At 70.3% G+C, this 25,786-nt stretch carries 31 protein-coding genes and 1 tRNA gene; 17 read left to right on the top strand and 15 right to left on the bottom strand.

The features are described from left to right. Window positions 1-30: 30 nt before the first annotated feature. The 9 genes from IEX72_RS11245 to IEX72_RS11205 all read left to right on the top strand — a co-directional run bounded on the left by IEX72_RS11245 (window position 31) and on the right by IEX72_RS11205 (window position 7,318). Complete coding sequence (locus tag IEX72_RS11245; RefSeq protein ID WP_229663823.1) at window positions 31-1,899, top strand: type II secretion system F family protein; 1,869 nt, start codon at window positions 31-33, stop codon at window positions 1,897-1,899. Next, window positions 1,896-2,669, top strand: a complete 774-nt coding sequence (locus IEX72_RS11240) for a DUF7289 family protein (RefSeq protein WP_188787482.1) — start codon at window positions 1,896-1,898, stop codon at window positions 2,667-2,669. The genes IEX72_RS11245 and IEX72_RS11240 overlap by 4 nt, the downstream gene beginning before the upstream one ends. Continuing rightward, window positions 2,666-3,241, top strand: a complete 576-nt coding sequence (locus IEX72_RS11235; RefSeq protein ID WP_188787481.1) for a DUF7266 family protein — start codon at window positions 2,666-2,668, stop codon at window positions 3,239-3,241. The genes IEX72_RS11240 and IEX72_RS11235 overlap by 4 nt, the downstream gene beginning before the upstream one ends. Then, a complete protein-coding gene (locus IEX72_RS11230; RefSeq protein ID WP_188787480.1) occupies window positions 3,238-3,927 on the top strand; it encodes a DUF7263 family protein in 690 nt (229 codons plus the stop codon). The genes IEX72_RS11235 and IEX72_RS11230 overlap by 4 nt, the downstream gene beginning before the upstream one ends. Next, window positions 3,920-4,342, top strand: a complete 423-nt coding sequence (locus IEX72_RS11225) for a DUF7262 family protein (protein WP_188787479.1) — start codon at window positions 3,920-3,922, stop codon at window positions 4,340-4,342. The genes IEX72_RS11230 and IEX72_RS11225 overlap by 8 nt, the downstream gene beginning before the upstream one ends. Next, complete coding sequence (locus IEX72_RS11220) at window positions 4,339-4,950, top strand: DUF7261 family protein (protein WP_229663821.1); 612 nt, start codon at window positions 4,339-4,341, stop codon at window positions 4,948-4,950. Before IEX72_RS11225 ends, IEX72_RS11220 begins: the two co-directional genes overlap by 4 nt. 155 nt (window positions 4,951-5,105) lie before the next feature. Then, window positions 5,106-6,779 carry a sensor histidine kinase gene (locus IEX72_RS11215; protein WP_188787478.1) on the top strand — a complete coding sequence of 558 codons (1,674 nt, stop codon included), beginning with the start codon at window positions 5,106-5,108 and terminating at the stop codon, window positions 6,777-6,779. Between the two features lie 81 nt (window positions 6,780-6,860). Further along, window positions 6,861-6,945: transfer RNA gene (locus tag IEX72_RS11210), tRNA-Ser, on the top strand. Between the two features lie 199 nt (window positions 6,946-7,144). Then, the gene (locus IEX72_RS11205) at window positions 7,145-7,318 is read left to right on the top strand and encodes a hypothetical protein (protein WP_188787477.1); all 174 of its coding nucleotides are present in this window, start codon (window positions 7,145-7,147) and stop codon (window positions 7,316-7,318) included. 60 nt (window positions 7,319-7,378) lie between these two features. Here the strand turns inward: IEX72_RS11205 and IEX72_RS11200 are convergent, their stop codons facing one another. Both IEX72_RS11200 and IEX72_RS11195 read right to left on the bottom strand, forming a co-directional pair. Then, on the bottom strand, window positions 7,379-8,956 hold the full coding sequence (locus IEX72_RS11200; RefSeq protein WP_188787476.1) for a (R)-citramalate synthase: 1,578 nt from the start codon (window positions 8,954-8,956) through the stop codon (window positions 7,379-7,381). Window positions 8,957-9,070: 114 nt separating this feature from the next. Continuing rightward, a complete protein-coding gene (locus IEX72_RS11195) occupies window positions 9,071-9,418 on the bottom strand; it encodes a DUF192 domain-containing protein (RefSeq protein WP_188787475.1) in 348 nt (115 codons plus the stop codon). 181 nt (window positions 9,419-9,599) lie between these two features. Between IEX72_RS11195 and IEX72_RS11190 the strand changes: the two genes are divergently transcribed. The 3 genes from IEX72_RS11190 (at window position 9,600) to IEX72_RS11180 (ending at window position 12,706) form a co-directional block, all read left to right on the top strand. Then, window positions 9,600-10,142 carry a DUF7097 family protein gene (locus tag IEX72_RS11190; RefSeq protein WP_188787474.1) on the top strand — a complete coding sequence of 181 codons (543 nt, stop codon included), beginning with the start codon at window positions 9,600-9,602 and terminating at the stop codon, window positions 10,140-10,142. Between the two features lie 79 nt (window positions 10,143-10,221). Continuing rightward, window positions 10,222-10,770 (top strand): GMP synthase subunit A, encoded by a 549-nt coding sequence (locus IEX72_RS11185; protein WP_188787473.1) that lies wholly within the window; start codon window positions 10,222-10,224, stop codon window positions 10,768-10,770. 28 nt (window positions 10,771-10,798) lie between these two features. Continuing rightward, on the top strand, window positions 10,799-12,706 hold the full coding sequence (locus tag IEX72_RS11180; RefSeq protein ID WP_188787472.1) for a DUF2070 family protein: 1,908 nt from the start codon (window positions 10,799-10,801) through the stop codon (window positions 12,704-12,706). A gap of 160 nt (window positions 12,707-12,866) precedes the next feature. Here IEX72_RS11180 and IEX72_RS11175 read toward each other — a convergent pair whose 3' ends face one another. The 6 genes from IEX72_RS11175 to IEX72_RS11150 all read right to left on the bottom strand — a co-directional run bounded on the left by IEX72_RS11175 (window position 12,867) and on the right by IEX72_RS11150 (window position 15,935). Next, window positions 12,867-13,118 (bottom strand): DUF3194 domain-containing protein, encoded by a 252-nt coding sequence (locus IEX72_RS11175; RefSeq protein ID WP_188787471.1) that lies wholly within the window; start codon window positions 13,116-13,118, stop codon window positions 12,867-12,869. A 4-nt stretch (window positions 13,119-13,122) separates the two neighbouring features. Next, window positions 13,123-13,527, bottom strand: a complete 405-nt coding sequence (locus IEX72_RS11170; protein ID WP_188787470.1) for a prefoldin subunit beta — start codon at window positions 13,525-13,527, stop codon at window positions 13,123-13,125. Between the two features lie 180 nt (window positions 13,528-13,707). Further along, a complete protein-coding gene (locus IEX72_RS11165; protein ID WP_188787469.1) occupies window positions 13,708-14,028 on the bottom strand; it encodes a KEOPS complex subunit Pcc1 in 321 nt (106 codons plus the stop codon). Between the two features lie 8 nt (window positions 14,029-14,036). Next, window positions 14,037-14,171: a DNA-directed RNA polymerase subunit P gene (locus IEX72_RS11160; RefSeq protein ID WP_188787468.1), complete on the bottom strand. Its 135-nt coding sequence runs from the start codon at window positions 14,169-14,171 to the stop codon at window positions 14,037-14,039. Window positions 14,172-14,228: 57 nt separating this feature from the next. Further along, a complete protein-coding gene (locus IEX72_RS11155; RefSeq protein ID WP_188787467.1) occupies window positions 14,229-14,504 on the bottom strand; it encodes an eL43 family ribosomal protein in 276 nt (91 codons plus the stop codon). 87 nt (window positions 14,505-14,591) lie between these two features. Next, complete coding sequence (locus tag IEX72_RS11150) at window positions 14,592-15,935, bottom strand: cobyrinate a,c-diamide synthase (RefSeq protein WP_188787466.1); 1,344 nt, start codon at window positions 15,933-15,935, stop codon at window positions 14,592-14,594. 158 nt (window positions 15,936-16,093) lie between these two features. On the opposite strand from IEX72_RS11150, the gene IEX72_RS11145 reads away from it, so the two are divergent. After that, on the top strand, window positions 16,094-16,897 hold the full coding sequence (locus IEX72_RS11145) for a hypothetical protein (protein WP_188787465.1): 804 nt from the start codon (window positions 16,094-16,096) through the stop codon (window positions 16,895-16,897). Continuing rightward, entirely contained in the window at window positions 16,894-17,442 is a 549-nt protein-coding gene (locus IEX72_RS11140) for a PH domain-containing protein (RefSeq protein WP_188787464.1), read from the top strand. The genes IEX72_RS11145 and IEX72_RS11140 overlap by 4 nt, the downstream gene beginning before the upstream one ends. Window positions 17,443-17,474: 32 nt before the next feature. Here IEX72_RS11140 and IEX72_RS11135 read toward each other — a convergent pair whose 3' ends face one another. The 7 genes from IEX72_RS11135 to IEX72_RS11105 are packed head-to-tail and all read right to left on the bottom strand — an operon-like array spanning window position 17,475 to window position 23,392. Beyond that, a complete protein-coding gene (locus IEX72_RS11135) occupies window positions 17,475-18,257 on the bottom strand; it encodes an adenosylcobinamide amidohydrolase (RefSeq protein WP_188787463.1) in 783 nt (260 codons plus the stop codon). Continuing rightward, window positions 18,254-19,348 carry an aminotransferase class I/II-fold pyridoxal phosphate-dependent enzyme gene (locus tag IEX72_RS11130; protein WP_188787462.1) on the bottom strand — a complete coding sequence of 365 codons (1,095 nt, stop codon included), beginning with the start codon at window positions 19,346-19,348 and terminating at the stop codon, window positions 18,254-18,256. The genes IEX72_RS11135 and IEX72_RS11130 overlap by 4 nt, the downstream gene beginning before the upstream one ends. Next, the gene (locus IEX72_RS11125) at window positions 19,338-20,381 is read right to left on the bottom strand and encodes a nicotinate-nucleotide--dimethylbenzimidazole phosphoribosyltransferase (RefSeq protein WP_188787461.1); all 1,044 of its coding nucleotides are present in this window, start codon (window positions 20,379-20,381) and stop codon (window positions 19,338-19,340) included. The genes IEX72_RS11130 and IEX72_RS11125 overlap by 11 nt, the downstream gene beginning before the upstream one ends. Next, a complete protein-coding gene (locus tag IEX72_RS11120; protein ID WP_188787460.1) occupies window positions 20,372-20,974 on the bottom strand; it encodes an NTP transferase domain-containing protein in 603 nt (200 codons plus the stop codon). Before IEX72_RS11120 ends, IEX72_RS11125 begins: the two co-directional genes overlap by 10 nt. Continuing rightward, on the bottom strand, window positions 20,974-21,738 hold the full coding sequence (gene cobS / locus IEX72_RS11115) for an adenosylcobinamide-GDP ribazoletransferase (protein WP_188787459.1): 765 nt from the start codon (window positions 21,736-21,738) through the stop codon (window positions 20,974-20,976). The genes IEX72_RS11120 and cobS overlap by 1 nt, the downstream gene beginning before the upstream one ends. Beyond that, window positions 21,729-22,751: a CobD/CbiB family cobalamin biosynthesis protein gene (locus tag IEX72_RS11110; protein WP_188787503.1), complete on the bottom strand. Its 1,023-nt coding sequence runs from the start codon at window positions 22,749-22,751 to the stop codon at window positions 21,729-21,731. The genes cobS and IEX72_RS11110 overlap by 10 nt, the downstream gene beginning before the upstream one ends. Window positions 22,752-22,753: 2 nt before the next feature. After that, window positions 22,754-23,392: an HAD family hydrolase gene (locus tag IEX72_RS11105; protein WP_188787502.1), complete on the bottom strand. Its 639-nt coding sequence runs from the start codon at window positions 23,390-23,392 to the stop codon at window positions 22,754-22,756. Window positions 23,393-23,520: 128 nt separating this feature from the next. On the opposite strand from IEX72_RS11105, the gene IEX72_RS11100 reads away from it, so the two are divergent. The 3 genes from IEX72_RS11100 (at window position 23,521) to ftsZ (ending at window position 25,711) form a co-directional block, all read left to right on the top strand. Further along, window positions 23,521-24,114, top strand: coding sequence for a double zinc ribbon domain-containing protein (locus IEX72_RS11100; protein ID WP_188787458.1), 594 nt, complete (start codon window positions 23,521-23,523; stop codon window positions 24,112-24,114). Between the two features lie 210 nt (window positions 24,115-24,324). Continuing rightward, entirely contained in the window at window positions 24,325-24,504 is a 180-nt protein-coding gene (locus tag IEX72_RS11095; RefSeq protein WP_188787457.1) for a ribbon-helix-helix domain-containing protein, read from the top strand. A 4-nt stretch (window positions 24,505-24,508) separates the two neighbouring features. Beyond that, window positions 24,509-25,711 carry a cell division protein FtsZ gene (ftsZ, locus tag IEX72_RS11090; protein WP_188787456.1) on the top strand — a complete coding sequence of 401 codons (1,203 nt, stop codon included), beginning with the start codon at window positions 24,509-24,511 and terminating at the stop codon, window positions 25,709-25,711. The last annotated feature ends 75 nt before the right edge of the window (window positions 25,712-25,786 follow it).

Here is a 25,786-nt window from a genome sequence, read left to right as displayed (position 1 = left end):
GCGACGCGCTCGCTCGGCGTCGTCGACCGGCTGACCTACGCGCTGTTCGCGAGCCGGGCCGACACCCGCCGCCACGAGCGCGACCGCCGCGTCTACCGCGGCACGAACCTGTCTGTCGCGTTCGACCTGTACGTCGCTCGGGTCCACGCCGCCTCGTGGCTCCTCGCGGTGTTCGGCTTTGCCCTCGTGGTCGCTCTCGGAACGGCGCTTCCGGCGGGTGTCGTTGAGACGGCTGCGGGGCGCGTTCTCCGGCGACTCGGCGGCGTCGGTGGCGTCCCGGATGCGATCCCCACGAGTCCGCGTCTCGCGGCGACGTCGGTCGCGGCTATCGCGGGTGTGGCCGGCCTGCTCCTCGCCACCGGCGTCCGCCTCGCCGTGGTCTACGTCGGCGGCCGCTACCTCCGGTGGCTCGCCGCGGCGCGGCGCTCCGACATCGCCCGGACGCTCCCCGGTGCGGTTCGGTATCTGCACGTTCTCGCCTCGGGCAGCGATGGCCGGCGCGCGATGCTCAGACGGGTCGCCGACACCGACGCCTACGGCGAGACGGCCGTCGCGTGCAAGCGCGCGCTCAACACCGCCGCGATGACCGGCAACGTCGACGAGGGGCTCCGTCGGGTCGCCCGCGACACCCCGGCACAGGACACGCTCGCGCCGTTCCTGCTGAAGTTCCGGGAGCACGCCGACCAGGGTTCCGACGCGCTCCGGGAGTATCTCGCCATGGAGAGTCGGATGCTTCGGAACCGCCAGGATCGGGAGCGGAAGCGCGCGGAGGGGTTCTTAGAACTGCTCGCGGAGCTGTTCGTGGTGCTTCTGGTTCTCCCGACCCTGGTTGTGATCGTCCTGACCGTGATGAGTCTCATCTCGCCGGGACTGTCGGCGACGGTCCGGACGCCATTTGGGGGCGTCACGCCGCGTGCGGCGACCGTTTACGGCTCCGCGCTGTTCGTTCTGCTCATCGGACTCGGCACCGCCCGGCTGGTGGCGCGGCTCCGGCCACCGGATCAACACGTCGACTACCGCCGGCCGCCGGGGACGGCGGCCACGCTCGCTACGGCGACCACCAACCCCGCGAGCGCGACGGTCGTGCTCGCACCCGTCGGGATCGCGGCGCTCGTGGCGGCGCTCTCGCTGGGCGTCGATAGCGTGGTCGCCGCCCTCGTCGGGTACGTCGCCTTCGCGGTTCCGGCCGGGGTGGTGGCCGTTCGGCGGGCCCGGATCGACGACGCGAAAGACCACGAACTCAAAGATTTCGTCCACGCGGTCTCCGGGCACGTCAATCTCGGCCGGCCGTTCCCCGAGGCGGTTGAGCACGTCGCGCGCGACGTTGACCTCGGCCCCCTCGACGGTGATGTTGCGGACCTCGCGAGCAACCTCCGACTCACGACGACGACCGACGGCGTCGGTGACCTCCGAACCGCCGCCTTGGACCGGTTCGTCGACCGTGTCGGCACGCCGATGGCTGAACAGACCGTGGGACTGGTGATCGGCGCGCTCGATGCGGGCAGCGACACTGGCGTGGTCTTCGAGACGCTCCAGGGGGAGGTTGGGCGGCTCTACCACGAGAAGCGCGCGCTCCGCTCGGGTATGTTGGTTTACGTCGCCGTGGGGTGGACGACCGCGCTCTTGGTGATCGGCATCAGTGTCGCAACGAGCGCCAACGTTCTCGCGGGGTTCGACCGGTTGTCGGCGATGTCGGACCTCTCCGGAGTCGCAGTCGACGCCGGCGCGATCGACATCGCTCGCGACCAGTACCGCGTGTACGTGGTCACGCAGGCCACGATGCTCGCCGCCGGGTGGTTCGCAGGGGCCGCCAGCCGGGGGCAGTACGAGGCGCTGCTGCACTCAGGGTGTCTGGTGGCCGTCTGCCACGTTGTCTTCGCGGGGGTGGGGTTGGTGTGACCCCGTTTGCCGACCCGCCCACACTCTCTCGGTGGCCGGCGCCGACGCCCGGACGCGACACGCGCGGCCAGACCGCGGTTGTCGGCGTCGCGCTCCTTCTGGCCGTGACGGTCCTTGCTGTTGGCGGGCTGACTGCGACCGCGGGGTCGGTCGTCGACGAGGGAGCGACCACCGCAGCTGCGACCCGTGTCGGCGCCGACCTGTCGGCCGCGCTCGGACCCGCGCCCGAGGATCCGGAGACGACGATCGAGTTGACCGACGGCACGATCCGCGTGGTCAATCGGAGCGTGTGGCTCCTGCGGGGCGCCGACGTCGTGTGGGCGGGCCACGCCGGTGCGGTCGTCTACACCGACGACGACCACCGGGTGACCGGGTTCGCGGGGGCCGTGGTCCGGAGCGACAGCGGAAGCAGCCGGCTGGTGGCTCCGAGTCGGATCGCGCCCGCCGGGGGGAGTCTGTACGTGGGTGTGCCGGTGTTGAACGCCACGGGCGCCGACGGACTCGCGACCGGCGACCGCCGGCTCGCGGTCACGCTTCGGACCGACGCCGAAACCGTCCGCGACACACTACCTGCGGGCGATTACCAGGTCGCAGTCGAGACGCGGGACCCGACGGCCTGGGAACGACACCTCCGAGACCGTGGGGCAACCACCGAGCGCCGCGATATCGACGGTGACGGGGTCCCAAGCGTCGTGGCGTCGTTCGAGGGTCCGAAGACCGTCCACCTGGTCGTTCACGATGTCAGACTCGACGTGAGGGTCGGCAGATGAGCGGATCCCGACGGTCGCCCGGGCACCGACGGCGTCGTCCATCCACCAACGCGCCGTCGTCGAAGTCCGCGGATCGGGGGCTTTCGCCCGTTGTCGGTAAGACGCTCGAACTCGGCGTCGGCGTGCTGTTCGCCGCGCTCCTGACGGCGACGTTCTTCGGCGGAATCGCCCCCGACTACCGCGCGTCCGTGGGCGCAGAACTCGGAGATCGGACGCTGGCGGCCGCGGCCGATCGGATAGAAGCCGCGGTCCCGGCCGGTGACTACCCGCAGATCGACCGCACCGTGACGGTCAGGCTTCCGGCGACAATCCGTGGTGACCCGTACCGGATCGTCGCCGGGGGCGGGACCCCGGAAGTAGCGCTCGTCCACCCGGATCGGGGGGTCGGTGGCCGACTCCGACTCGACCTCCCGGCCCCGGTTGCGGTTCGCGGGTCGTGGCAGAGCACGTCGCCGTCGCGGGTCGTGGTCGACGCCGCGAACGGAACCACCTCGGTTCGGTTGGTCGATGGGACGCCCGACGACGGCGCCGGCGGATCCGCACGACCCACCGGCCAGGAGGCGTCGGGATGACGGCTCGCGCCCAGGCGAACCTGCTGGGGTTCGCCGCGGCGGTCGTCGTGGTCATCACGGTCACCGTCACCGGTGTCGCGGTCGCGAGCGACGCCCTGGGGGGCGCGGACCGCACACCGACGTCGACACACGCCGCCGAGCGGCTGGCGACACACCTCGTCGCCGCCGACGCCGCACACACCCGAGAGCGGAACGTGCTCCGCGCCGACCGGACCGCGACCCTGACTGCCGACGACCTCGACGCCGCAGTCCCGCCGGTCCGCGGCCGCTCCCTCTCGGTCACGCTCGGCGGCGACACCCTCGTTGTGCGCGGCGCCAACGACGTGGGTCCGACCGACGGGGCGGTGCGGGTCGAGCGCCGAGTTCGCGTCGAGCGGGCGGTCGATCGGAGCCGACGCGTCGACCTCGCGACCCGGGGGTCGGTCACCCTTTCGGACCACACCGGCCGTCTCGTGGTACGGATCGACACCGACCGGACGCGAACCGTCCGCACAGTCCGCGCCGACGGGCGGGTGGTGCTCCACGACCCATCGGGGCTCTCCGGACGGTACGTTCTCAGTGTGCCGGAGACTCACCCGTTGACCGTCGGCTTCGAGTCGGACGGCGACGGACCGGGGACCGCGGGCGTATCGTGGACCGCGACGAACGCGAGCGTCGAACGGCTGGTGGTGAGCGCCGGTGCGTGAACCGCCCGACCGCGGACAGCTCGCAACGTCGCTCGTTGAGGCCGTGGTGGGGGCGCTGCTGATCTCCTCGGCCGTCGCGGGCTTCGTCTGGGTGCCCGTCGGGGGCGAGGCCGGGCCGACCGCGTCGACGCTCGACCGCACTGCGGACGACGCGCTCTCGATACTCGCCGCTGAACCGTCCGCGGGCGGCGGCCGGAACCGCCTCGCCGCGGCGTGTCGGTCCCCCGAGTCGTTCGCCACCGAACGGGACGCGCTCGAACATCGGTTGGGGGTGGTCCTCCCGACATCGGCCTTCGGCCGGCTCGAAACGCCGTACGGGAGTGTCGGCCCGCCGCAACCCACCGGCGTTCCCGTCGGTCGTGCGACGCGTACGGTCGCGGGGTGCTCGGTCACGCTCAGGGTGTGGTCGGTGTGAGTGCCCCCGATTCGCGCCGCCCCCCGAGGTCGGGATCCGACGTCGACCGCGGACAGATCGTTCTCGTTGCGGCTGCGGTCGTCGCCGTCGCGCTCCTCTCGATGACGCTCGCGTACGCACAGCTCGGCTACGACGCCGACCGGACGGGCGCCGGCACTGTCGAGGTGGCGTCGGTGGCGGAGATCGACCGAAGCCTCACCGGATCGCTCCGCGCCACCGCCCGGGCGGTCCGCCGCGGCGACGACCACGCTTGGCGGGACCGTCGGGCGGTCGCCGAACGCGTCGTGGGATCACTCGACACCGACGCCGACCGGCTGGAACGGGCCCACGCCGAGGAGAGCAGATCGCTCACGGTCGAACTCGACGACGCGGCCGCAACTCAGTGGGCCCGAGACCGGTGTCCCGGCGGGGACGGCCGCGAGTTCGGTCCGTGTCGCGTGATCGACGGAGTCGTGGTACAGGAACGGGCGGACGAAACCGCCGTCGTCGCTGCCGCGTTCCGGATTCGCATCCTCTCACCCGACGAGTCGACAACGGCGTTTGTCGTGCCGCAGGTCGTACAAGCACCACCCCGGTCTGAGACCACGACGGATCCACAGCCCGGGTGAGATCGGCTGCGTCCGCGCGCTATACAACAAAAAAGTGTCATTTTTTTGGCGCGTTCCGGCCGCCGTCCGTCGCGGTCTCGCGATTCCGCTACGGCCAGGCCGGCTAGTGGTTTGATGTGTCGGGCACTTCTGCACTACGGCATCACCACTCTCGTATGGCGTGGGAACTCACACCGATCTCAGCTGTCGGATTCGCCGCCGTCGCGGTCTACACGGCGCTTGGACTCGTCGTATGGGGACACCGCGATGCGCGGTGCGGCTACGAGGTGGCTGCCACCATCGGGGTTGTGGGGTGCTCGGCGCTCTCGTACTCGGTGCAACTCGGATTCGATTCGGTTTCCGCACAGGTGTCTTGGTGGCGGCTCACCTTCCTGCTCTCGACGGCCGTGCCGCTGTTGTGGTTGGTGTTCGTCGCCCGGTACGCCGGCCGGCCGCAGTGGTTGACGCGCCGGCGCCTGGGGGTACTCGCGGTCGAACCGCTCGCTGCCGGGACCGCCGCCCTCACGAACTACGTCCACGGGTTCGTGTGGCGTGTTCAGTCGGTAACAGTCTCACCCGGGTCGGCGATCGAGATCACGTTCGGGCCGCTGTACTACGCCCACCTCGCCGTGACGTACACCGCTGTCGCGGTCGGCGTGACGGTACTGCTCCTCGTCGGGGTGCGGCAGTCGCTGGTCTACTGGCGGCAGGCCGCGTTCCTCGTGGTGGCGCCGATCCCCCCGTTGGTCTCGAACATCGCTTTCCTCCTCGGGGCGAGCCCGATTCCCAACGTCGATGTAACCCCTTTCACGTTCACGGTCACCGGCGTGGTCGTCGTCTACAGCCTCTACTGGAGCGACCTGCTCGAACGGACCCCGATCGCCCGGCGGCAGGCGTTCGATGCGATGGGCGACGGCCTCGTCACGCTCAACTCCGCAGGCGTGGTCGTCGACGTCGACGACACCGCCGCCCGGGTGCTCGATCCCGCCCCGGAGGTCGGGCGCCCGATCGAGAAGACGTCTCTGGACGGATCGCTCGCCGAACTCGACGGTACCACCGTTGTCGGCGGCAACAACCTGGCGTACGACATCCGCGTCTCAGCGCTGACCGACGAGCGTGGTGGCGACGTTGGCTACGCGGTGGCGCTCCGAAACATCACGGAACGGCACCGGTACCAACAGCGGCTCGAGGTGGCGAACCGGGTGCTCCGGCACAACCTCCGGAACGACATGAACGTCGTGCGGGGATACGCCGAGACGATCGACTCCGAGGAGGAAGCCAACGCCGAACGCGCCGCAACCGCGATCCTCGACCGTACTGACGACCTCCTCGCCGTGGGGGAGAAAGCACGGAAGGTCTCGGAACTCGACGACTCACACAGACAGACACCGACGACACACGACATGACGGAACTCGTCGCCGGGATCGTCAACCGGACGGCCCGGGACTACCCGGACGTGTCTCTCTCGATCGACGGGACGGCCGGCGCGGAGGCGACGCTCACCAACTCCGGGTCGCTCGGGACCGCGATCCGGGAGGTGATCGAACTCCTCGCCGTACGGGCTTCCGACGAGGTCGAGATCCACATTGTCATCGAATGCGAGGATGGGGGGGTGACCGTCAGATTCGACTCGGAGGGACCGGGGATCCCAGCGGTCGAGCGGGAGACGCTGACCGCCGGCTCCGAGAGCCCGCTCCAGCACGCCGACGGACTGGGGTTGTGGCTGGCGCACTGGTGTGTGACCGAGAACGGTGGCGACCTGTGTTTCGACACCGGCGCCGAGCGGACCGACTCCGAGGACTCCGAGCCAGCGTGTGTCGTCTTCTGCCTCCCGACTTCCGGGGAGTGATCTCGGGGGCGCCGACCCCGCCGCTTGGGGCTCTCACAAATCGAAACCGATTAACCGCGTCACCGACCACGTTCAGGTGGAGCCGAGGTAGCCTAGCCCGGCCAAGGCGGCAGATTCGAGATCTGCTGTCCATTCGGACACGTGAGTTCAAATCTCACCCTCGGCGCTCTTCAGGATCCACCCAGCGACGCGTCCCCTCGCGCCGCGGTACGCGCCGTTCGTTTTCGAACCCGCTGAGATTTGTATGAGGGAGCGAACGAAGTGAGCGATCATCGGTCGACTACCACGACCCCGACGCAGTCACTCAGTTTCGTGTTCACTCCGCTAGGCTCGCTCACACATCTATTCCGCCCGTGGCAGGATATATGCACGCACTGGCGGTCGACGAATCGAGGGCGGACCGAGACCGAGACCGAGACACCAGGCGAATCGACGTCACTGACGTTGATGTGGCGCAGGTCATCGAGTACGCCGCTTCCCGCGGTGACCTCCACTTCGAGCGGCGTGGCGGCTGGACGTACCTGATCGAAGAACAGTAGCCCGGAATGGTCGGTGCCGGCGATTCCGAGGTCGGGGGCGTCGCCGGTGACTCGCCCCGGTCAGTCGTCGTCCGCGAGGGTTGCGTCCTCGGGTTCGGCGTCGTCGCGATCCGGTCGGTCGTTCGCGAGTAGCCGGTCGAGCGCCTCGATCATCGCCTCCACGCTACACAACGTGATGTCCGAGTCGGAGGTGGCAACGCTGACCGTCCGGTCGCCCTTCGACATCTCCACCTCGACGGTGACAACGGCGTCGGTGCCGCCGGTGATGGCGTCGACGTGGTAGGAGTCGAGTTGGGCGTTGGCGTCGGCGCCCACCGCGGCCCGGACCGCCTCGATCGCGGCGTCGACCGGGCCGCTGCCGGTACCGGAGGCGACCCGCTCCTCGTCGCCGACCCGGAGCCGGACCGACGCGGTCGGGGTGCCGCCGCCCGACGCGGCCGTAAGATCCAGGAGTTCGACGTGGCGGTCGCGCTCCCGGCCCTGAACAGCCTCCGCGATCGCCAGCAGGTCGGCGTCGGTGACGCGCTTGTCGCGGTCGCCGAGCCGTTTGACGCGCTCGACGATCGATTTGAGTTCGCCCTCCGACACCGACACGTCGTGTTCTTCCAAGGCGGCGCGGACGCCGGCGGCGCCGGCGTGTTTGCCCAACACGAGACGGCGCTCCCGACCCACTGTCTCCGGCGGGTACGGCTCGTACATGGCGTCGTCTTTCAGCGTCCCGTCGGTGTGGATGCCGCTCTCGTGAGTGAAGGCGTTCTCGCCGACGACCGCCTTGTTCGGCGGCAGCGGGACGCCGGTGGCGTGGGAAACCCGCTTCGAGAGGTCGTAGACGGTCTCGAGGTTCATTGTCTCGATCCCGTAGCCGTGCGCCAGCGCGATCGCGACCTCCTCTAAGGCGACGTTGCCGGCGCGCTCGCCGATCCCGTTGATCGTGCCGTGGACCAGGTCCGCGCCGGCGTGCAGGCTGGCCCAGGCGTTGGTCAACCCGAACCCCAGGTCGTCGTGGGTGTGGGTCGACACCGGGCCGAGCTCCGCGAGCCGGGAGACGTACTCGTAGGTCTTCTCCGGCGTGGCGTGGCCGACGGTGTCGGCGTAACACGACCGATCGGCGCCGGCGTCGAGTGCCTCGCCCATGAGGCGTTCGAGGAAGTCGAGATCCGCGCGGGAGCCGTCCTCGCCGATGACCTCGACCCAGAGGTCGTGGTCCTTGGCGTAGGCGACGAGGTCGCCGGTGGTCTCGACCACCTCGTCGTGGGTGGTTCCGACCTTCCGCTCGATGTGCTTGTCGCTACCGGGAACGACGATAGTGACACCGTCGACCCCGCAGTCCAACGCCAGATCGATATCGTTTCTGATCCCGCGGGCGAAGCTCGTGACAGTCGCGCCGAGGTCGAGGTCGGTGACCCGCCTGATGGTCTCGCGCTCGCCCTCGCCGGTGCAGGCGCTGCCCGCTTCGATGAAGCCGATCCCGGCCCTGTCGAGCGATCGGGCGATGTCGGCTTTCTCCTCCGGCATCAACGACACGCCGGGGGCCTGCTCGCCGTCGCGCAGCGTTGTGTCTAACAGCTGTACAGTCTCGTCGGAATCCGCGATGGATGCAAGGGGGTTGTCGGGGTTACCCCCGAATAAATCGACCACGAGTCATACGCTCACTTCCAGCGTCATCGCGCAGCTACTTAAACCGACGCCTTTCGACGTGGCCTGCCGGGTGTGTCCGAGGTCCGATCGCGTGACGGCGTCGGGGACCGGGAGTCACTCCACAACCCGCACCCTGTCACCGGGTTCGACACCCGCGGCGGCTCCGGCCGGGAGCTCCACCACTGTGTCGGCGACGGCCTCGCCCAGCCCCCGCCACGCGGGGAGCCGCTTTCTCGCTGTCACCGCTCCCTCGACGATCCAGACGGCGTCGATGTCGAACGGCACGAAGACCATGTGCAGGTCCCGGTCGTCGGCGTCGTCGAACTCGAACACCAGCGCGTAGTCGTCGGGGATCGACCGCCGGAACATGAGCCCGCGGGCCCGCGAGAGGAACGTGTCTACGACCTCGACGTCGGCTGCGAGTGTCCGGCGCGTGCCGTCGGCGCGGTGTTCGAGTTGCACACGGGGTGATCGGCGGGGTCGAAGATAAACCGCCCGACCGCCGACGGACCCGGTCTGTCCCACCGGGGGATTCATACTGTCGGTTATAACTACGTGAAGATTTTCGACACCCCGGGGTGTCGAAATACGTCACGCGAGTATAGCCGACAGTATCAATTCACCGGCGACCGATGCGGCACGTATGCGTGAGACGCCCACCGGAAGCCCCGTCGGCGTCGACGATCCATTCGACCACGCCGGCGTCTGCGACCACCTCACCGACGACGGCCGGTGCCGGTTCGCGCTGACTCGCGCGGGCGACGATCCCGAGTTCGCCGCCGAGCGCCGTGCCGCGGACTACGACTGTATCGCCGCCGCTGAGGGGTGTGAATTCGGGGACTGCCCCCACTACCGGTCGACCACCGACGGTCGGGAGTGTCGCCGGTGTGGGTTGGAGTCCGTCCGGATGGCGCACGACGACTCCCGGCCGCTGCTCGAGGAGCACCACCTCTCGTACGGCGACAGCGGGCTGGGTGGCGCCCCCGACGCCGACACCAGCCACGAGATCACGGTCGCGCTCTGCCGGTGGTGTCACGCGAAGATCCACAACTCCTTCGCGCGGGTTGACGACGACGCCGAACCCGACCCCGAGGCCATCGCGGCGCGGGAGCAGCGCCGTGCGAAGGAGGGCTTCGAGATGGAGTTTGCCACCGCTCGGGAACGGCGTGACGACGGTAGCGGGTGATTCCCGGTTCGCTCGAAGCCAGCACTCGAACTCAGACCGGGCGCTTTTTGACCTCCTTCGGTGTACAGACCCACAACTGATGACCCGAATCGCTGTCGTCGACAACCACGGCCAGTTCACCCACCTCGAACACCGGACGCTCCGCGACCTCGGGGTCGACGTCGACATCGTCGACAACACCACGCCCACCGACGAGATCGACGCCGACGGACTCGTACTCTCCGGCGGCCCGGACATGGACCGAATCGGCAACTGCCCGGCGTACCTCGACCTCGACGTCCCGATCTTCGGCATCTGTCTCGGGATGCAGATCCTCGCGGCCGAACTCGACGGCACCGTCGGCGCGGGTGACTACGGCGGCTACGCCGACGTCGACGTGGAGATCCTCGACAGCGAGGACCCACTGATCGGGTCGCTCGCGCCCGAGACCCGCGTGTGGGCCAGCCACGCCGACGAAGTCAAGCAGGTCCCGGACGGCTTCGCGCGGACGGCCACCTCCGACGTCTGCGGCGTGGAGGCGATGAGCGACCCCGACCACGACCGCTACGGCGTCCAGTGGCACCCCGAGGTCGCCCACACCGAGCGCGGCGAGGAGGTCTTCAAGAACTTCCTCGCGGTCTGCGAGTAGCGTCTCACCCGCCCCCCGCCCTCCAACGATGACTTCCACACAGAGCAACCTCGCGGACCTCTCGCGGTTCATCTTCCGAGCCCCGAAGTGGTACACCAGCCTGGCGTTTGCGCTGCTTCTGGCGGCGGTTGCCGGCGTTGCGGCGTTCGATTCCGGCGCCTACGCGCGCACCTGGCAGGGGCTGTTCTTCCTCGGTCGCGACGCGTGGGAGGGGATCTTCTTCATCGGCGTGCCGACAGTGATCGCGGCGTTCGGTACCACCGGACTCGACCGGTTCGTCGGCGGCCGACTCACCCCGAACCGGTCGTCGCTGCTCGCGTTGATCTCGGAGATCGTCGTGGTGACGATCGTCACCGCCGCCGCGGTCGTGTCGGTGCTCTCCGGGTTGGGCCAGCGGTTCGTCTTCGACGCCCTCGTCGTCTCGCTCGCGTCGATCTTTGCGTTCCGGCTCTTGGTCGTCATAGCGGTCTCGGAGTCGTCGGTGGTGGTCGCGTCGATCCCTGCGGGGCTCCAGACCGCCGCTGCTGGGGCGCTGCTCTTGATTTACGGCGGTACCCTCCGGTTTCTGGAGGTCGGTGGTCCGCTGACCGACGCGTACGTCCAGGAGTACCTCTCCCGCCCCGAAACCGCTCCAGCGGAGTTCTCCGCCATCTCGGTGGATCATTTCCTCCTGCTCGGGATCTCGTGTGGGATCTACGCCGTGGCGGTGTACGCTTTCGTGGTCGCGGTCGACCGGCCTTGGCGGCGGAGCATGGGCGTCTCGCTCCTGGATTTCCTCCGCGGGTTCGTCGGCCACGTCGCCGAGGGCACCCGGGAACTGGAGGAGTTCTTCCAGGACCTCGGCGAGGAGGCCATCGTGCCCGTCTCGGTTCTGTCGTTCCGAACCGACTCCGGCAACGAAAAAGCCCGGTTCGTTCTCCCAATGATCCACCCCGGGCCGATGGGTGAGATCGGCGGCGGCAACTTCCCCGAGCGGGTCGCCGCGGACTCCCCTGGGCTGGTCTTTCCGCCGCACGCCACCGCGGGTCACGACTTCAACCTCGTGACCGAGCGCGAGGTCGACACGATCATTGACGCGGCGGAGACGGCGGCCGACCGGATCACGTACGACACTGCCGCCACCCGGGGCGTCCGTGTCACCTCCGGGGAGATGTCGATGCTGGGGCAGGCGTTCGACGACGACGGCCTGCTGGTGGCGACCTATGCTCCGGGGTTCGCCGATGATGTCGAGTACGGTGTCGGGCTGTCGGCGACCGCCGAGGCACGCACGAGCGGCCTTGAGGACGTCCTCCTGGTCGATGCCCACAACTCCAACGACGGGTTGGAGGGGCCGGATCTGGGTCACGTCACTCCGGGATCGAAACGCGCGTTCGACATGATCGAGGCCGCTGGAGCCGCCGGCCGGCGGCTGTCGACTGCCGACCGCGGCGACCTCGAACTGGGGATCGCGTGGGACGAAACCCCGTGGACTCCCACAGAAGGGATCGGCCCGCTCGGGGTCCGAGTCGCGGTCGTCGACGTTGATGGCCACGAGACCGGGTACGTCCTGATCGACGGCAACAATATGGAACCGGGACTCCGCGGGGACCTACTCGACGCGCTGGTCGCCGAGGGGCCGGTCGACGCGGCGGAGGTCCTGACCACCGATACCCACGTCGTCAACACCGTTGAGGCCGACAACCAGGTTGGCGCGGCGGTCCCGTGGCCGGAACTCGAGGGCCTCGTCTGCGACCTCGTCGACGAGGCGCGCGACGACTACGAACCGGTCGAGGCGGGCGCGGCGACCGAGCGCGCGACCGTCACGGTGTTCGGAAACGACCGCACCGAGGCCCTCGCGAGCCACGCTAACGCGGTCGTCGCAATGGGCGGCGCGTTCGCGGTGTCGGTCACCCTCGCGGCGGTCGCGGTGAGCATTCTGCTCTTCCTGTTCGCCTAACAGACGGACCGAATGCTCCGGGCCTTCATACTGTCGGCTATAGTCGCGTGACGTATTTCGACACCCCGGGGTGTCGAAAATCTTCACGTAGTTATAGCCGACAGTATCAGACGAACCGAGAACCGAGAACCGGGCCGGGCGCGTGGACGACGCGCGTGGTTCACTCGCCGTTGCCGACTGCGAACAGGTCATCGACCGCGTCGCCGGCCGCCACGGCGGCCTCGTCCGCGACCGCGTCGGGGTCAGGGTCGGCGCCCTCGGGTGGGTTGACGTAGACGTCGATATCCAACACCCCGTCTTCGAATTCCACGGTCACGTCGAAGTCGGTCAACTCCGACTGCTTGTAGAAATCGAGGATCACGCCCTCTGCGGCCGCGGAGGCCGTGCGGACGACTTCCTCGTCGCTGGGCATCGGCTTACGCGCCGCCGGCGCCGCCAGGGCCCATCGGACCGCCGGCACCCGGACCGCCCGCGCCGCCACCCTGGAGCATCTGCTGTAGCTCCTCTTGAAGACTCTCGAACTGCTCTTGAACGCGTTCTTCCTGTTTCGAAAGCTGTTCGACGCGGACCTCGAGGCTGTCAACGGACTCCGAGAGCTCCTCGTGGGCGTCGCCGTACTCGGTCTCAACGAGGAGTTCGCCGACCTCGCGGTACATCGGGGTGTCCTCGTCCATGTCGTCGAGCGCTTCCAATGCGGTCTCGGACTCGGTGAGCGAGGACTCGGCCTGCTCTTTCTGAGCGGCGACCTTCTGGGCGGTCTCTTGGAGGTCCTGCAGTTCTTCGAGTTTCTCCTGCGCCTCCGGCGGCAGATTACCCTGCATACTCACGGCGACGGGACGCGCACTGAAAAAGGCCCGTATTCGTCGACCGACGCCCGGTCGCTTCCGGATCCGGTCCGGGTTCGGATCTCACGGGGGTGCGCGTCGGACTGACTGCCGTTCGCACCGACCCGCGACTGACTGCCGTTCGCACCGGCCCGCCTACCGGTCGTCCCCGCCACGTCACGCTCGCCCGTCACACGCGGCGGCGACGTCCTCGGCGACGCCGACCAGTCGGACCCAGGTGTTGGTTCCGGCACGGAGCGCCACCGGGTCGGCTGCCCCGATCTTGAGGCGCACTACGGTTCCATCGCACTCAACGGTTGCGCCCGACCGTTCGTCGGGCATCTCGCCGACTTCGACGCGGATGCTCTCGGCGACGGCCTCGGCGCGCCGCTCGGTGGCATACTCGACGTCGACGTTGAGGTGGTGGTCGGCGGCGTCGGGGTCGGATGGTCGACCGCCGGCGCCGGACCCGTCCGCGCTGCCCGTCCGATCCGGCACGGGTGGCGTTACTCGACCGGGACGTCCTTGATCTCCGGCGCGCGCTCCTTCAGCAGGACGCGGTGGCCGCAGTACGGGCACCGCACGCCGCCGTACTCGTCAAGTTCCACGTCGCGTTTACACCGGGAACACTTGTAGCTCATCGGAAGGGGAACCGGGATTGTCGTTGGTGGTTCGTTCGCTGGTCGGATGCCGCCACGTTACTCCTCGTCACCGTCGCTCGACAGGGCCGCGCGGATGGAGCGGCGAACCTGCGTGCCACCGGGGGTCTGTGGCCTGTAGGTGCCGCCGGTGAAGACTTCGCCGGTCTCGTCGTTCCGCCAGATGCCGGGTTCGACTCGGGTGACGCTGTCGCCGTCGACCGTCGCGTCCCGTGTCGCCGCCTCGATTTCCTTGACGCGGCGCCGGGCGACGCGCCCGTACCGCGCGCCAAAGCGACCGGCGCTGCCGGTCGAACGCGCTTTGTTGTCGGCCATAGTACCGTACCGTACCCGTGGCGGCGTCATAAACCCTACGAGACGCGGTCGGCAGCGACTCGGACCAGCACAGTGGCCCCGACGGCCTCAGACCCCCGAAGCCACCGTTTCGAGCAGATAATCGAACGCGCCCGATCCCGGGTGAAAGTGGGTGTAGGTCCCGAGCGTCCGGTACTCCCGGAAGCCGTCGTTGGCCCCGTCAACGCCGGCACCCCGGACCATCTCGAGGGCGTACCGCGCGTCCGGCGCGGGGGTCGCCGAGGAGTGGTGGAACTCGTGGCCCCGCCGGGTCTCGCCCATCGGGGCGAGCAGGCAGTCCTCCCGGGCGCGGACCCCGACGTGGTCGGACGCGACCACCCGATCCGACATTCGGGTCGACACCGGGAGCACGCCAGCCATGCCGTACTCATCGCCGTCGGCCGTTGTCACCGACTCCCCGAGGGTCATCAGCCCGCCGCCGGTGCCGAAGACCGGACGGCCGTCGGCGGCGACGGCCGCGAGTCCGGCGAGTGTCTCCGACGCTGACAGCGTCATCGCGTGGCGCTCGGGGTACCCCCCCGGAAGGTAGACCACGTCACAGTCGGGGACTGGGTCGCCGGCGACCGGCGAGAAGAGTTCGACAGTCGCCCGCGCGGCCAGCCGTTCGCGGGTGCTCGGGTAGACGAACCGGAACGCCTGGTCGGCCGCGACTCCGATGTGGACACCCGTCTCGTCGTCGGCGCGGAGGGAGGGCTGGGTGTCGAAGCCCGGCCGGCGGACCAGATCCAACAGGACGCCGGGACAGATCTGTCGCGCCGCCGCTTCCAGGGGCTCCTCGGCGACCGGGTGGTCGTCGCCGAGGCGCGGATCGCGGTGCCGATCCGGGATCGACAGGCTGCCGAGCGGCGGGGTCCGTCCCACGTACCGGAGTCCGTCGACCGCGTCCCGGATCCCAGCCTCGTGGCGGCCCCCGCGGGCGCGGGCGGCGAGTAGCCCAACGATGTCGATGTCGTAGCCCCGGCGGTCGGCGTACTCCCTGAACCCCAGAGCCGTGGCGGCGACCCGTTCCACTCCGGTTTCGGCGTCGACCACGAGCACGACCGGGAGGTCGAGCGCCTCCGCGACCGCGGCAGTGTTGACTGTCCCCTCGTAGACACCCAGCATCCCTTCCACGACGCAGACATCGCCGTCGTCGGCACCACGGGCGTAGGCGCGTCGCATCCCGTCGTCGCCCGCGATCCACGGGTCGAGCGTTCGTGCGGCGCGGCCGAGCACCGCGGCGTGGTGGCCGGGGTCGACGAAGTCCGGCCCCGCCTTCGCGGCAACCGGGGTCCGTCCCGCCCGCTCAAGCGCGCGACAGACCGCGAGCGTCGCGACGGTCTTCCCGACGCCGGATCCCGTCCCTGCGAGGACGACGCCCGGGAGATCCGAGGGCACTGCGTCGGTCGTCATCACGCGCCTCTCGACCGTGCGTCGAGTTAAGTCGTTCCGTCCGACGCCTCGGCAGGATCGGACATCGGCGGGGCCGACCCGGCTCCCCGTCGGCGCATCGACGGACCGGTCGGGGAGGCGACGTTTTTTGACCCCCCCACACGTCGTTCCGATCGGAAATGCCGACCGGACGAGCGACCCGAGCCATCACTGGACTGTTCGACGCCGTGTTCCGGCCGTCGCGGTTCGTGCGCGCCCCGAACGCCGCCACGCGGACGTCGATCCGGAGCACGCTGCGGCGTCTGCGCGGCCTCTCGGTCGTGTTCGTGGTTAACGTCGTCCTGTACGCGACGCCGCTGACCCTCTCGGGGTTCGGTGTCGCGGTCGAAAGCGACGCGCCGGCGTGGTTCGTGCCGATCGGACGGTCGGTCCTGGGGAACCCGGACACTGCGTGGTGGCTGCTCGCGGGAATCGCCCAGAACTCCGTGTTTATCACTGCGATCTCGGGGCTGACCCTTCTGACCTACCACGCCGCGTTGATCGTGACCCGAAGCTCCGAGGGGTTCCTCCTGACACTCCACACCGTGGTGTACAGCGTCAGCGCGTACCTGGCGGGGATCTTCACCGTTCTGGTGTTCCTCTCGCGCGCCGGCCCGTTCGCGACCGCCCGCGAACTCGTGATCAACGTCCAGGTCCGCTTTATCGCCGTGATGTACGACGTCTTCGGCGTTCCGCCGTCACAGCGGGTGTTCACGCTGGGCGACCCCGTCCCGGCGTCGCGGCTGTCGCCCAGCGAGACGACCATCCTCGCGGTCCTCGGCGTGCTCGTCCTGTATTTCGCGTACTCGATGTACCTCGGCGCGCGCCTCAACCACGGCGCGGGCGTCACAAGCGCCGCGCTCTCGCTTCTCGCGGTCGGGCTCTCCCCCGTGCTGTACGTCGCGGCCCTCCTCGTATACTCAACCGGAGGACTCATGCTATGAGCCAATCACACACTGACACACAGACCGAACGGAACGCCAACGAGGCCGGCGCCACCGGGGCGCGTAGCGGTCTCGTCCTCGAAACCCAGCCGACGCTGAAGCCGACGCTTCTCAGCCTCGCGGGGGTGATCCTGGGGGGACTCGTCGTCGTCGGCTTCCTGTTTCTCAACCCCACCCTGCTCGGCGCGGCCGAGCGGACGGAGATCGCCGCCAACCTGGTGGTGATCCTGACGGCCATCGGCGCCGGGCGGCTCCTTACTCGGCTCTACGTCCTGACAAAGACGCGGTACGTCGTCACCCCGAACGCCGTCCGCCGTGAGTACTCCCTGTTGTACAAGACGTTCTCACGGGAACTCCCCCTCGCGAGATTGCGGAGCCTCGAACTCCGTCGAAGCCGGATCGAGGCCATCTTCGGGATCGGGAGCGTGGCGTTTCTCACCGGGAGCGTCGCACAGAGCCCCGCCCACCTCGAGTTCGCGAACGTTCCGCGACCCGAACGCGTCCGACGCACCGTCCGGGACCGGCTGCCCCGCGACACGGCGTAGCCGGCGGTTCCTCCCCGGCCGCTGGTTCCGTCTCACTCGCGCCCTCCGACCCGTTCCACTCGCGCTCGCGCGTCACTCACGACACCGTACTCGGCGGCGTCGACCGATGTCGGCGGCGACTCGTCTTCGTACCGAGCGTCCAGCGCCGCCGCCACGGCGTCCCGAACGCAGACCCGCGCGGCCGACCCGACCGGCGTCGCGCTCCCGGAGAAGGCCGCCGTCTCGCCCTCGGGGTCGCACCCGACAGCGACGGCGTCGGACGTGGTCCCGGGAACCCCCACCCGCGCGAGCAACGTCGCGGCCTTTGCCTCCGCGGCGACGGCGACGAGGTTCGGCAGCGCGCCCGGAGCGAGCGACCGCGTCGTCCCGACGACGACGTTGACGGTGCCCGTGTGGTGTCGGTCGGTGTCGCTCCCACCACCTCCCGATCCCTCCGGCACGTCACCGTCCGCTCCGCCGCCGACCGGCAGCGCCGCGGGGTTGCTCACCCCAGCCGTGGCGATCGCCTCGACGGGCCCGAGCCGGGCGCGGCGGGCGTGCCGCATCGAGACCCCGGTGAGCAACGCCGGCGCCGACGGTCCGGTCGCGAACCCGGCGGCGTCGCACCGCTCGCGGACGTACGCCGGGATGTCGACATCACCCCACCTCTCGGGAACGGAGAGGAGAAACGCCGCGTCGCAGCGGCACTCCCCGCCGGCGTGCCCGGTCGAGACCCACCGGGTCCCGGGGCGTCGAAGCCGACAGACCTCCCCGCGAACGGTCGCCTCGAAGACGGGCGTCGGGTCGGCGTCGTCGCCCCGATCCGACCCAGTCATCGGTCGAGCAGGGAGTCCAGCAGCAGATCGTTCTCGTGGGGGCGTCGGACGGCAACGCGGACGTGGGAGTCGAGTCCCGAGAACGTCCGCGCGTCGCGAACCGCGATGCCGTCGGCGCGCGCCCGTTCGAGCACCGCGTCGACGGGGTCATCGGCGGATCGACTCCCGGAACCGACCCGCTCGCTGGACCCGGATGACCCGTCGCCGCCGACCGGCCCGTCGCCGCCGACCGGCCCGTCGCCGACATCGACGAGGAGGAACGGCGCGTCCGACGGCGCCACGTCGTACGCGTCCGACAGCGCCGCGCGCACGCGGGTTCGCTCCGTTTCGACCCGCTCGCGGGTGCGCTCGACGAACGCCTCCGCGTGGAGGCAGTGTGTCCCGACCGCGGCCGCGGGGGCCGACACCGACCACGTCGGCCGGGCGGTCCGGAGCCGGTCGCCGAGGCGGCCGGTCGCGACCGCAAAGCCCGCCCGGATCCCGGGCAGCCCGAACATCTTCGTGAGCGAGCGGGCGACGATCACCCCAGGGTCGCCGGCCAGGCTGGGGGCGTCGGTGAAGTCCAGGAACGCCTCGTCGACGATCAGCGGCGTCTCGGCCGCGCGACACTCCGCGCGGAACGCTCGGAGCGCCGCCGGGTCCGGGAGGAATCCGGTGGGGTTGTTCGGCGTACAGACCACCACCGCGGCGTACGCCGCGGGATCGACGTCGAGGAGCGTCTCGTCCCGGACCCCAACCGGCTCGCCGCCCTGGAGCCGGATCTCGCGGGCGTACTCCCCGAACCCCGGTACCGGGAGCGCAACGCGGTCGCCGGGCGTAACCGTCACGCCGAACGCGAGCCGGAGCGCCGCGACCCCGCCGGCGGTCGGAACCACGTTCGCCGGGTCGCACGCGACGTAGTCGGCGGCCGCGTCCCGGAACTCCGGGTGATCATCGGCGTAACTCGTCGCGTCCGCGAGCGCGGCCTCGTACGCGTCCGCGACGCCCGCGGGTCGCAGGGGGTTCGTGTTCGCGCTGAAGTCGACGACGTCGGGGTCGTCGCTGCCGCCGTGGGGAACGCGCACGGCGTCGTCGACGGCGTCAGGATCCACCCTCGGTCCCCCGACCGGCGTCGTCAGCCGCCGACGCTGGGCTCTCGTCGTTCCCTACGCGCTCGAGCACCGTACGGGTCGCGTCACGGACCTCCCCGAGCCGACCCGCCTCGTCGGCGAGGTGGAGCGCGCCGCCCATCCCCGCGCCCTCCTTCGCGACGCCGTCGGTGTACGCAGCCAACGGCCCCCCGTCCGACGGGTCGAACCCCGGGTCCGCGACCGCTAAGTCGAGATCCAACGCGGCGGCGTTGCTGCCGAGATCGGGCACATCGGCCGCGAGGTACGGCGTCGTCGCGAGCGTCGCGGGTGTCGGCACGCCCGCGTGACGGACCAACGCCGCCACCGCGAGCAGCTGGGTGCCGCCGCCGAGCACGACGTCGGTTCCCGATTCCAAGGCGCCGGCGACCACCCCCGACGCGACGGCCAACACCGGATCGCCCACGAACCGGACGGCGAGCTCCGGGGTGTGGGCGGCCTGGCCGGGGTTGAGGTCCGATGCCTCGAACGCCTCGGCGACGACGCGCCGTTTCAACCCCAGCGGGTTTTCGGGCAGCGACGACGACGTGGCCGAGAGCGGCCCCTCTCCGAGCGCCCTGAGGACCGCCATCGCCGTCGTGGTCCCGCCGGGGACGGTCTCCCCGACCACGATCCGGTCGTCCGGGAGGCCCTGCCCGAACGACCGCGCGGCCGCGAACGCCCCCGGCGCGGTCCGGACGGGGTCAGGCTCCCGGATGTCGTCGCCGGGGCGCGCGCCCACCGCCACCGTCGGCGCGCCGGTCGGCGTTGCGATCCCGGCGTCGACCACCGTGACGTCGAACCCGAGCAGTTCCCGGACCGCGCGGGTCACCACCGCCGGTGTCGGACACCCGCCCGGGCTCACGGGCGTCACCGGTGCGCGGACCGTGTCGCCGTACGTCAGGATCTCGGTGTCGGCACTCGGCGTGTGGACCAGCAGCTCCCGCGACGCGCCCGCAGCGGTGATCCCGTCGATCTCCGCTGTGCGAGTCGTCCCCGCGACGAGGATCAGCCGCACAGCGCCTCCGCGAGCTCCAGATCCTGGGGTCGGTTCACGTTGACCGCGAGGCGCGCGTCGTACGTCAACGCCACGGTGTCGTCGCCGTCGGCGACGACGTTCACCCCTGTCGGGGCGACCGTCCCACCGTCGTGGTCGAAGGCGGTGTCGACCGACGCGCCGAGCCGGCGCTTCACTGCAGCGGGGACACAGACAGCGAGCGAGGTGACACCACTGCCGCGCCCGTCACCTCGGTGTCGCGCCTCCGCCACCGCGTCGTCGACGTGGCCGGCCGCGAGCAGCGGGAGGTCGGCGGGGACGGTCACCGCCGGCCGCCCGACGGTTTCGAGCGCTGCGCGAAGATCGGACACGTACCCGTCGCCGGGAGTCTCGATCGTCGGCACCGACAGGCTCCGGGCGCGGTCGGCCGTCTCCGGGGCGTGTGGCGACACGACGGCGTGGACCGTCTCCACCTCACTCGCGCGCAGCGCGTCGGTCACCCGCGACAGCATCGACGCGCCGGCGACCTCGACCAGCGGCTTTTCAACACCGGCCGCATCACCCCTACCGCCGGCGTCTCCCACCCGGAGCCGGCTCCCGCGACCGCCGCACATCACAAGAGCGTCCACGCGACCACCCCCGCGTGCACGCCCGCGACCCGTCCGAGTTCGTTCGCGGCGCCGAGTGCGTCGCCGGAGACGCCGCCGAGCGCCCCTCGCGCCCACGCCCCCACCAACCACGCCACGCCGACCGGCGCGAGAAGCGCCGCCGGGATCCCCACCCCGCCGACGGCCGGCACGGTCGCGAGCCCGAGGAGGGGCGCGATCACCGCGGCGACGGGGAGCAGGGCGGTCGGAGTTGCGTGCTCTGTCAGCGCCGACCCGAGCCCCTCGTGGGCGGCGTCTTCCGTGCAGACCAGGACCGCAATACCTACCTTCGCACCGACCTCCGCCGTGAGCGCCAGCCCGAACGCGACGCGCGGCCGCGACCCGGCCAGTCCCAGCGCACCCAACCCCAGGGTGACGAACACGAGCACCACCGCGAGCGCGCCGCCGACCCCGGTCGCGGAATCGTGCAACACCTCTCGGCGGCGCTCCCTGTCGACGCTGCCGTGGACCGCCGCGGCGTCGCCCAGGTCGGCCAGCCCGTCGGCGTGGGTGACGCCGGTGAGCAGGACGATGGTGACGAGGTACACCGCCGCGGCGGTGGGGACCGGCAGGGGCAAAAGCAGCGGGACGGCCCCGAGCCCACCAACCACGTAGCCCGCGAGCGGGATCGACACGGGCGTCCGCCGGAACGCCTCCCACGACCGCTCGCCGCCGCCGACCGGCAGCCTAGTCAGAAACCCGAGCGCACCCCGGAGCGCGGTCAGAACCACACTACGCCCCCCGTGACGGCAGCGGCGAGCACGCCCGCCCGCCGCGTCACCCCGACCGCACGGGTCGCCGTCGCGATATCCGGGAGCGTGGTGGTGTTGTCGGCCCCGCCGGCCGCTCCGCCGCTCCCTGTCTCGGACCCGGCCGGATCGAGGTCGTACGCCCCCGGCTTGACCAGCCGTGCGGGCAGCGCTGCCGCCATCGTCGCCATCGGCCACCCGGAGTTCGGCGATGCGGGGGTGCGGGCGAGCGCGCGGACCCGCCGCCTGCTCGGGACCCCGGGCGTCCCGGCCGCGGCCCCGAGCAGGCCCGCCGAGAGCCGCGCCGGGAGCCACATCACGACGTCGTCCAGCCGGGCGGGCGCCCACCCGACCGGCTTCGACCGGTAGCCGAGCATCGAATCCATGGTGTTGACAGCCTTCACCCACGCCGCCGCGCCTGCGGCGAGTGCGACCCCCGCGTCGATCCCAACGACCGTCACGCCGCCGACGAACTCGCCGCCGCCGACGACCCCGCCGAACGCCACAAGCGGGGCCACCCACCCGTCGGCGAGGTTCTCCGCGAGGCTCTCGACGGCCGCCGAGCGGACGTGGGCCGCGTCCAGCGACGACGCGTCGCGCCCCGCGAGCGCCCGGAGGCTGTGTCGGGCGGCGTCGAGGTCGCCGCCGCTCGCGGCGATCACTTCCCGAGCGCGGTCGAGCAACGCACGCAAACTCGTTGTCGAGAAGAGGACCAGACCCGCGACGGCCGCCCCCACCCACGGGTGTGTGTGCGACCCGGCGAGGACCGCGGCGGTCGCGACCGCCGCGGCGAACACCGGGAGGATCACCGCGGCGGCGACGCCGACGATCCGTGGGTGTGTCCACCCACTGGACTCCGATCCGTCCACGTCGCGGTCGACGACGGCGACCAGGTGCCCGAACAGCGCGACCGGGTGGGCCCTCGACGGGGGTTCCGCGACCGCGGCGTCCAGCGCGGCCGCCACCGCGACGGCGGCCGCCGCGGTCGCCGGCACGGTCACTCGCCCCCCGGCGGCGCTCCCGCACGCAGGCGCTCCGCGACCGTCTCCAGTCCCGCGTCGTCGACGTCGACGAACGTCCCGCCCAGGTCCGCGATTCCGCCGTCGGCCGCGGGGTTGTCGCCGATGTGGGTGATCGCGTCGGCGCCGACCCCTAACCCTTCGGCGACCGCCTCGAACGCCTTCGGGTGGGGCTTCCGCCACCCACACCCCACGCTGGTCACGGTCGCGTCGAACGCCTCCCGGCCAAGGTCGGACCTGATCAACGTGCGGGCGACGAGTTCAGGAACCGAGCAGTTCGAGAGGAGTCCGACCGGTCCACGACTGGCCGCGGCGGCGACGGCGTCGACCGCGCCGGCGCGGGTCCGGACGTCGGGGTCGAACGCGGCGACGACCGCGCGGCGGGCGGCGTTCCCTGGCGCGTCGACGCCCCGGGAGCGCAGCGCCGCGGCGACGTGCGCCGGCAGGGGCACCGCCGCGCCCCCGGGGGCGTCGATGTGTGCTTCTCGGAACGCCACCGTCCAGTCGGCGGGGACGGCGATCCCACGGGCCGACAGCGCCGCCTCGACGGCCGCCGCCGGGGACTCGGGGCGGTCGGCGTCGACAAGCGTCCCGAAGAGGTCGAACGTAACTACCACGACAGGTGGATCGACGAACGCGGACTTGATACTGTCGACTGTTGGGGTGAGACCCTCACCTGTTGTCCCGGCAGACACGCGTCAGACACGTGGGAAGTTTGAAATAGTCTGTCGTGTATCCCTAACCGATGAGTAAGATCACGTTCCGCGCGGACGACGACCTCGTCGAGCGGCTCGAGGGCCTCGACACCTCCAAAAGCGAGGCGATGCGCGAGGCACTGCGCGCGTATCTCGACGGGGCGGGCCGTGATGCGGGGGCCGCGACGGGCCTGGGTGGGGACGGCGCTGACACCGGCTCCGTTGATGATGTCATACGGGAGCGCGTGGACGAGCTGGTGGCCGACCGGCTCGATACCCTCCCCGGCGAGCGGGTCGCTCCCGTGGGGCGACCCCGCGACCTCAACCTCAACGTCACGCTCGACGGCGTAAACGCCGCCAGGGCCGGTGAAGACGGCGGGACGACCGTCGGCGCGCGTGACGGCGACGGCCGCAAGACGACCACCGGGTCCGCGTCGTCAGACACCGGTGCCGGCGGTGCCGCGGACGCGTGTGACAAATGCGGGGAACCGATCGAGGACGCTCACGTTTACTGTCCAAACTGCGGCGAGAAGGCCGCTCACCGCGTGTTCTGCGAGTGCGGCGATGAGGTCAGGTCCGACTGGGCGTTCTGTCCGGGCTGTGGCCGGCGGACCTCGGCCGCCAACGTACTGGAGCGCTCGTAGCCCCTCTGCGGCGGGCGCATACGCCACACCGGCCGGCGTGTCTTACAAACGCCGGTACATTTATATTCCGTGAGTCTGTGTTGTCAGATGCGTAAGACGGTCGTCTTACAGACCCGACAGATCGGGCGGGGAGCGGATCTCCGTCCGGTCATCGGGCGTGCGAGGCGCTCGCACGCGAGCCGCGTGCCGTCTTACCGGGGGAATGCAACAATGGAACGTGTGACACTACGGATCCCGAAACAGCAGATCGAGGAGGTCGAACAGATGGTCGAGACCGGCCAGTACCCGAACCGGTCGGAAGCGATCCGCTCGGCTGTTCGCGAGATGATCGACGAACAGGAGCCCGAGGGGCGCGAGTCGCCGACCAAACGAACCTGGGCCAAGGTGTAATCCGATGCAAGACATCGTCAGAGAGGCTATGAAGCGCGACGAGGAAGAGCAGGATACGAACGCCGAGGTCCCGGATGGCGACGACGACTTCGGGAGTCCCCGGATCGTCATCGTCGGCGCGGGCGGTGCCGGCAACAACACGGTCAACCGGCTGTACAACATCGGTGTCGACGGCGCCGAAACCGTCGCGATCAACACCGACAAACAGCACCTGAAGATGATCGAAGCCGACACCAAGATCCTGGTGGGCAAATCGCTCACGCAGGGGCTGGGTGCCGGCGGCGACCCCTCGATGGGCGAACGCGCGACCGAGATGGCGCAAGGAACCATCAAGGACGTGCTCGGCGAGGCGGACCTCGTCTTCGTCACCGCGGGGATGGGCGGCGGTACCGGGACCGGTGCGGCCCCGGTCGTCTCCAAAATCGCGAAAGAACAGGGCGCGATCGTGGTCGGGATGGTCTCGACCCCGTTCAACGTCGAACGCGCGCGGACCGTGAAGGCAGAAGAGGGGCTGGAGAAGCTCCGGAACGAGGCCGACTCCATCATCGTCCTCGACAATAACCGGCTGCTCGACTACGTCCCCAACCTCCCGATCGGCAAGGCGTTCTCGGTGATGGACCAGATCATCGCCGAGACGGTCAAGGGGATCTCCGAGACCATCACCCAGCCCTCCCTGATCAACCTGGACTACGCGGACATGTCCACGATCATGGACCAGGGCGGCGTCGCGGTGATGCTCGTCGGGGAGACACAGGACAAGAACAAAACCGAGGAGGTGGTCAACGACGCCATGAACCATCCCCTTCTGGACGTGGACTACCGCGGGGCCTCCGGGGGCCTCGTCCACATCACCGGCGGGCCCGACCTCACACTGAAGGAGGCACAGGGGATCGCCGAGAGCATCACCGAGCGCCTAGAGGCGCGCGCGAACGTCATCTGGGGCGCTCGAATCCAAGACGAGTACAAGGGGAAGGTCCGGGTGATGGCGATCATGACCGGCGTCCAGTCCGCGCAGGTCCTCGGCCCCTCGACCCAGAAGCAGGCAGACAAGTCACGCCAGAGCATTGAATCCACCGGCTCGGAGTTCGACGCGACCGAAAACGTCGATTTCGGCGAGACTGGCTCGACCGCCACCGGCGGCTCTTGGGAGTCCGACGGCGGCGAACAGCCGCGTGAGAAACAGAACGGTCTCGACGTCATCCGGTAGACGCCGCACCACCCCACCGGACGCGACGGCCGCCCACCGGACGCGACGGCCGCCCACCAGACGCGACGGCCGCCC

Source organism: Halobellus salinus (assembly GCF_014646875.1).
In the GTDB taxonomy this organism is placed as follows: Archaea; Halobacteriota; Halobacteria; order Halobacteriales; family Haloferacaceae; genus Haloquadratum; species Haloquadratum salinum.
This window is presented reverse-complemented; position numbering and strand designations above follow the sequence as displayed.

Excerpts from the sequence above, each read along its gene's own strand:
- IEX72_RS11140 (WP_188787464.1), top strand. The coding sequence starts at position 16,894 with ATGAGCCAATCACACACTGACACACAGACCGAACGGAACGCCAACGAG.
- IEX72_RS11215 (WP_188787478.1), top strand. The coding sequence starts at position 5,106 with ATGGCGTGGGAACTCACACCGATCTCAGCTGTCGGATTCGCCGCCGTC.
- IEX72_RS11150 (WP_188787466.1), bottom strand. The coding sequence starts at position 15,935 with ATGACGACCGACGCAGTGCCCTCGGATCTCCCGGGCGTCGTCCTCGCA.
- IEX72_RS11185 (WP_188787473.1), top strand. The coding sequence starts at position 10,222 with ATGACCCGAATCGCTGTCGTCGACAACCACGGCCAGTTCACCCACCTC.
- IEX72_RS11180 (WP_188787472.1), top strand. The coding sequence starts at position 10,799 with ATGACTTCCACACAGAGCAACCTCGCGGACCTCTCGCGGTTCATCTTC.
- IEX72_RS11235 (WP_188787481.1), top strand. The coding sequence starts at position 2,666 with ATGAGCGGATCCCGACGGTCGCCCGGGCACCGACGGCGTCGTCCATCC.
- IEX72_RS11095 (WP_188787457.1), top strand. The coding sequence starts at position 24,325 with ATGGAACGTGTGACACTACGGATCCCGAAACAGCAGATCGAGGAGGTC.
- IEX72_RS11135 (WP_188787463.1), bottom strand. The coding sequence starts at position 18,257 with ATGACTGGGTCGGATCGGGGCGACGACGCCGACCCGACGCCCGTCTTC.
- IEX72_RS11190 (WP_188787474.1), top strand. The coding sequence starts at position 9,600 with ATGCGTGAGACGCCCACCGGAAGCCCCGTCGGCGTCGACGATCCATTC.
- IEX72_RS11230 (WP_188787480.1), top strand. The coding sequence starts at position 3,238 with ATGACGGCTCGCGCCCAGGCGAACCTGCTGGGGTTCGCCGCGGCGGTC.
- IEX72_RS11100 (WP_188787458.1), top strand. The coding sequence starts at position 23,521 with ATGAGTAAGATCACGTTCCGCGCGGACGACGACCTCGTCGAGCGGCTC.
- IEX72_RS11175 (WP_188787471.1), bottom strand. The coding sequence starts at position 13,118 with ATGCCCAGCGACGAGGAAGTCGTCCGCACGGCCTCCGCGGCCGCAGAG.
- IEX72_RS11145 (WP_188787465.1), top strand. The coding sequence starts at position 16,094 with ATGCCGACCGGACGAGCGACCCGAGCCATCACTGGACTGTTCGACGCC.
- IEX72_RS11155 (WP_188787467.1), bottom strand. The coding sequence starts at position 14,504 with ATGGCCGACAACAAAGCGCGTTCGACCGGCAGCGCCGGTCGCTTTGGC.
- IEX72_RS11170 (WP_188787470.1), bottom strand. The coding sequence starts at position 13,527 with ATGCAGGGTAATCTGCCGCCGGAGGCGCAGGAGAAACTCGAAGAACTG.
- ftsZ (WP_188787456.1), top strand. The coding sequence starts at position 24,509 with ATGCAAGACATCGTCAGAGAGGCTATGAAGCGCGACGAGGAAGAGCAG.
- IEX72_RS11160 (WP_188787468.1), bottom strand. The coding sequence starts at position 14,171 with ATGAGCTACAAGTGTTCCCGGTGTAAACGCGACGTGGAACTTGACGAG.
- IEX72_RS11120 (WP_188787460.1), bottom strand. The coding sequence starts at position 20,974 with ATGTGCGGCGGTCGCGGGAGCCGGCTCCGGGTGGGAGACGCCGGCGGT.
- IEX72_RS11205 (WP_188787477.1), top strand. The coding sequence starts at position 7,145 with ATGCACGCACTGGCGGTCGACGAATCGAGGGCGGACCGAGACCGAGAC.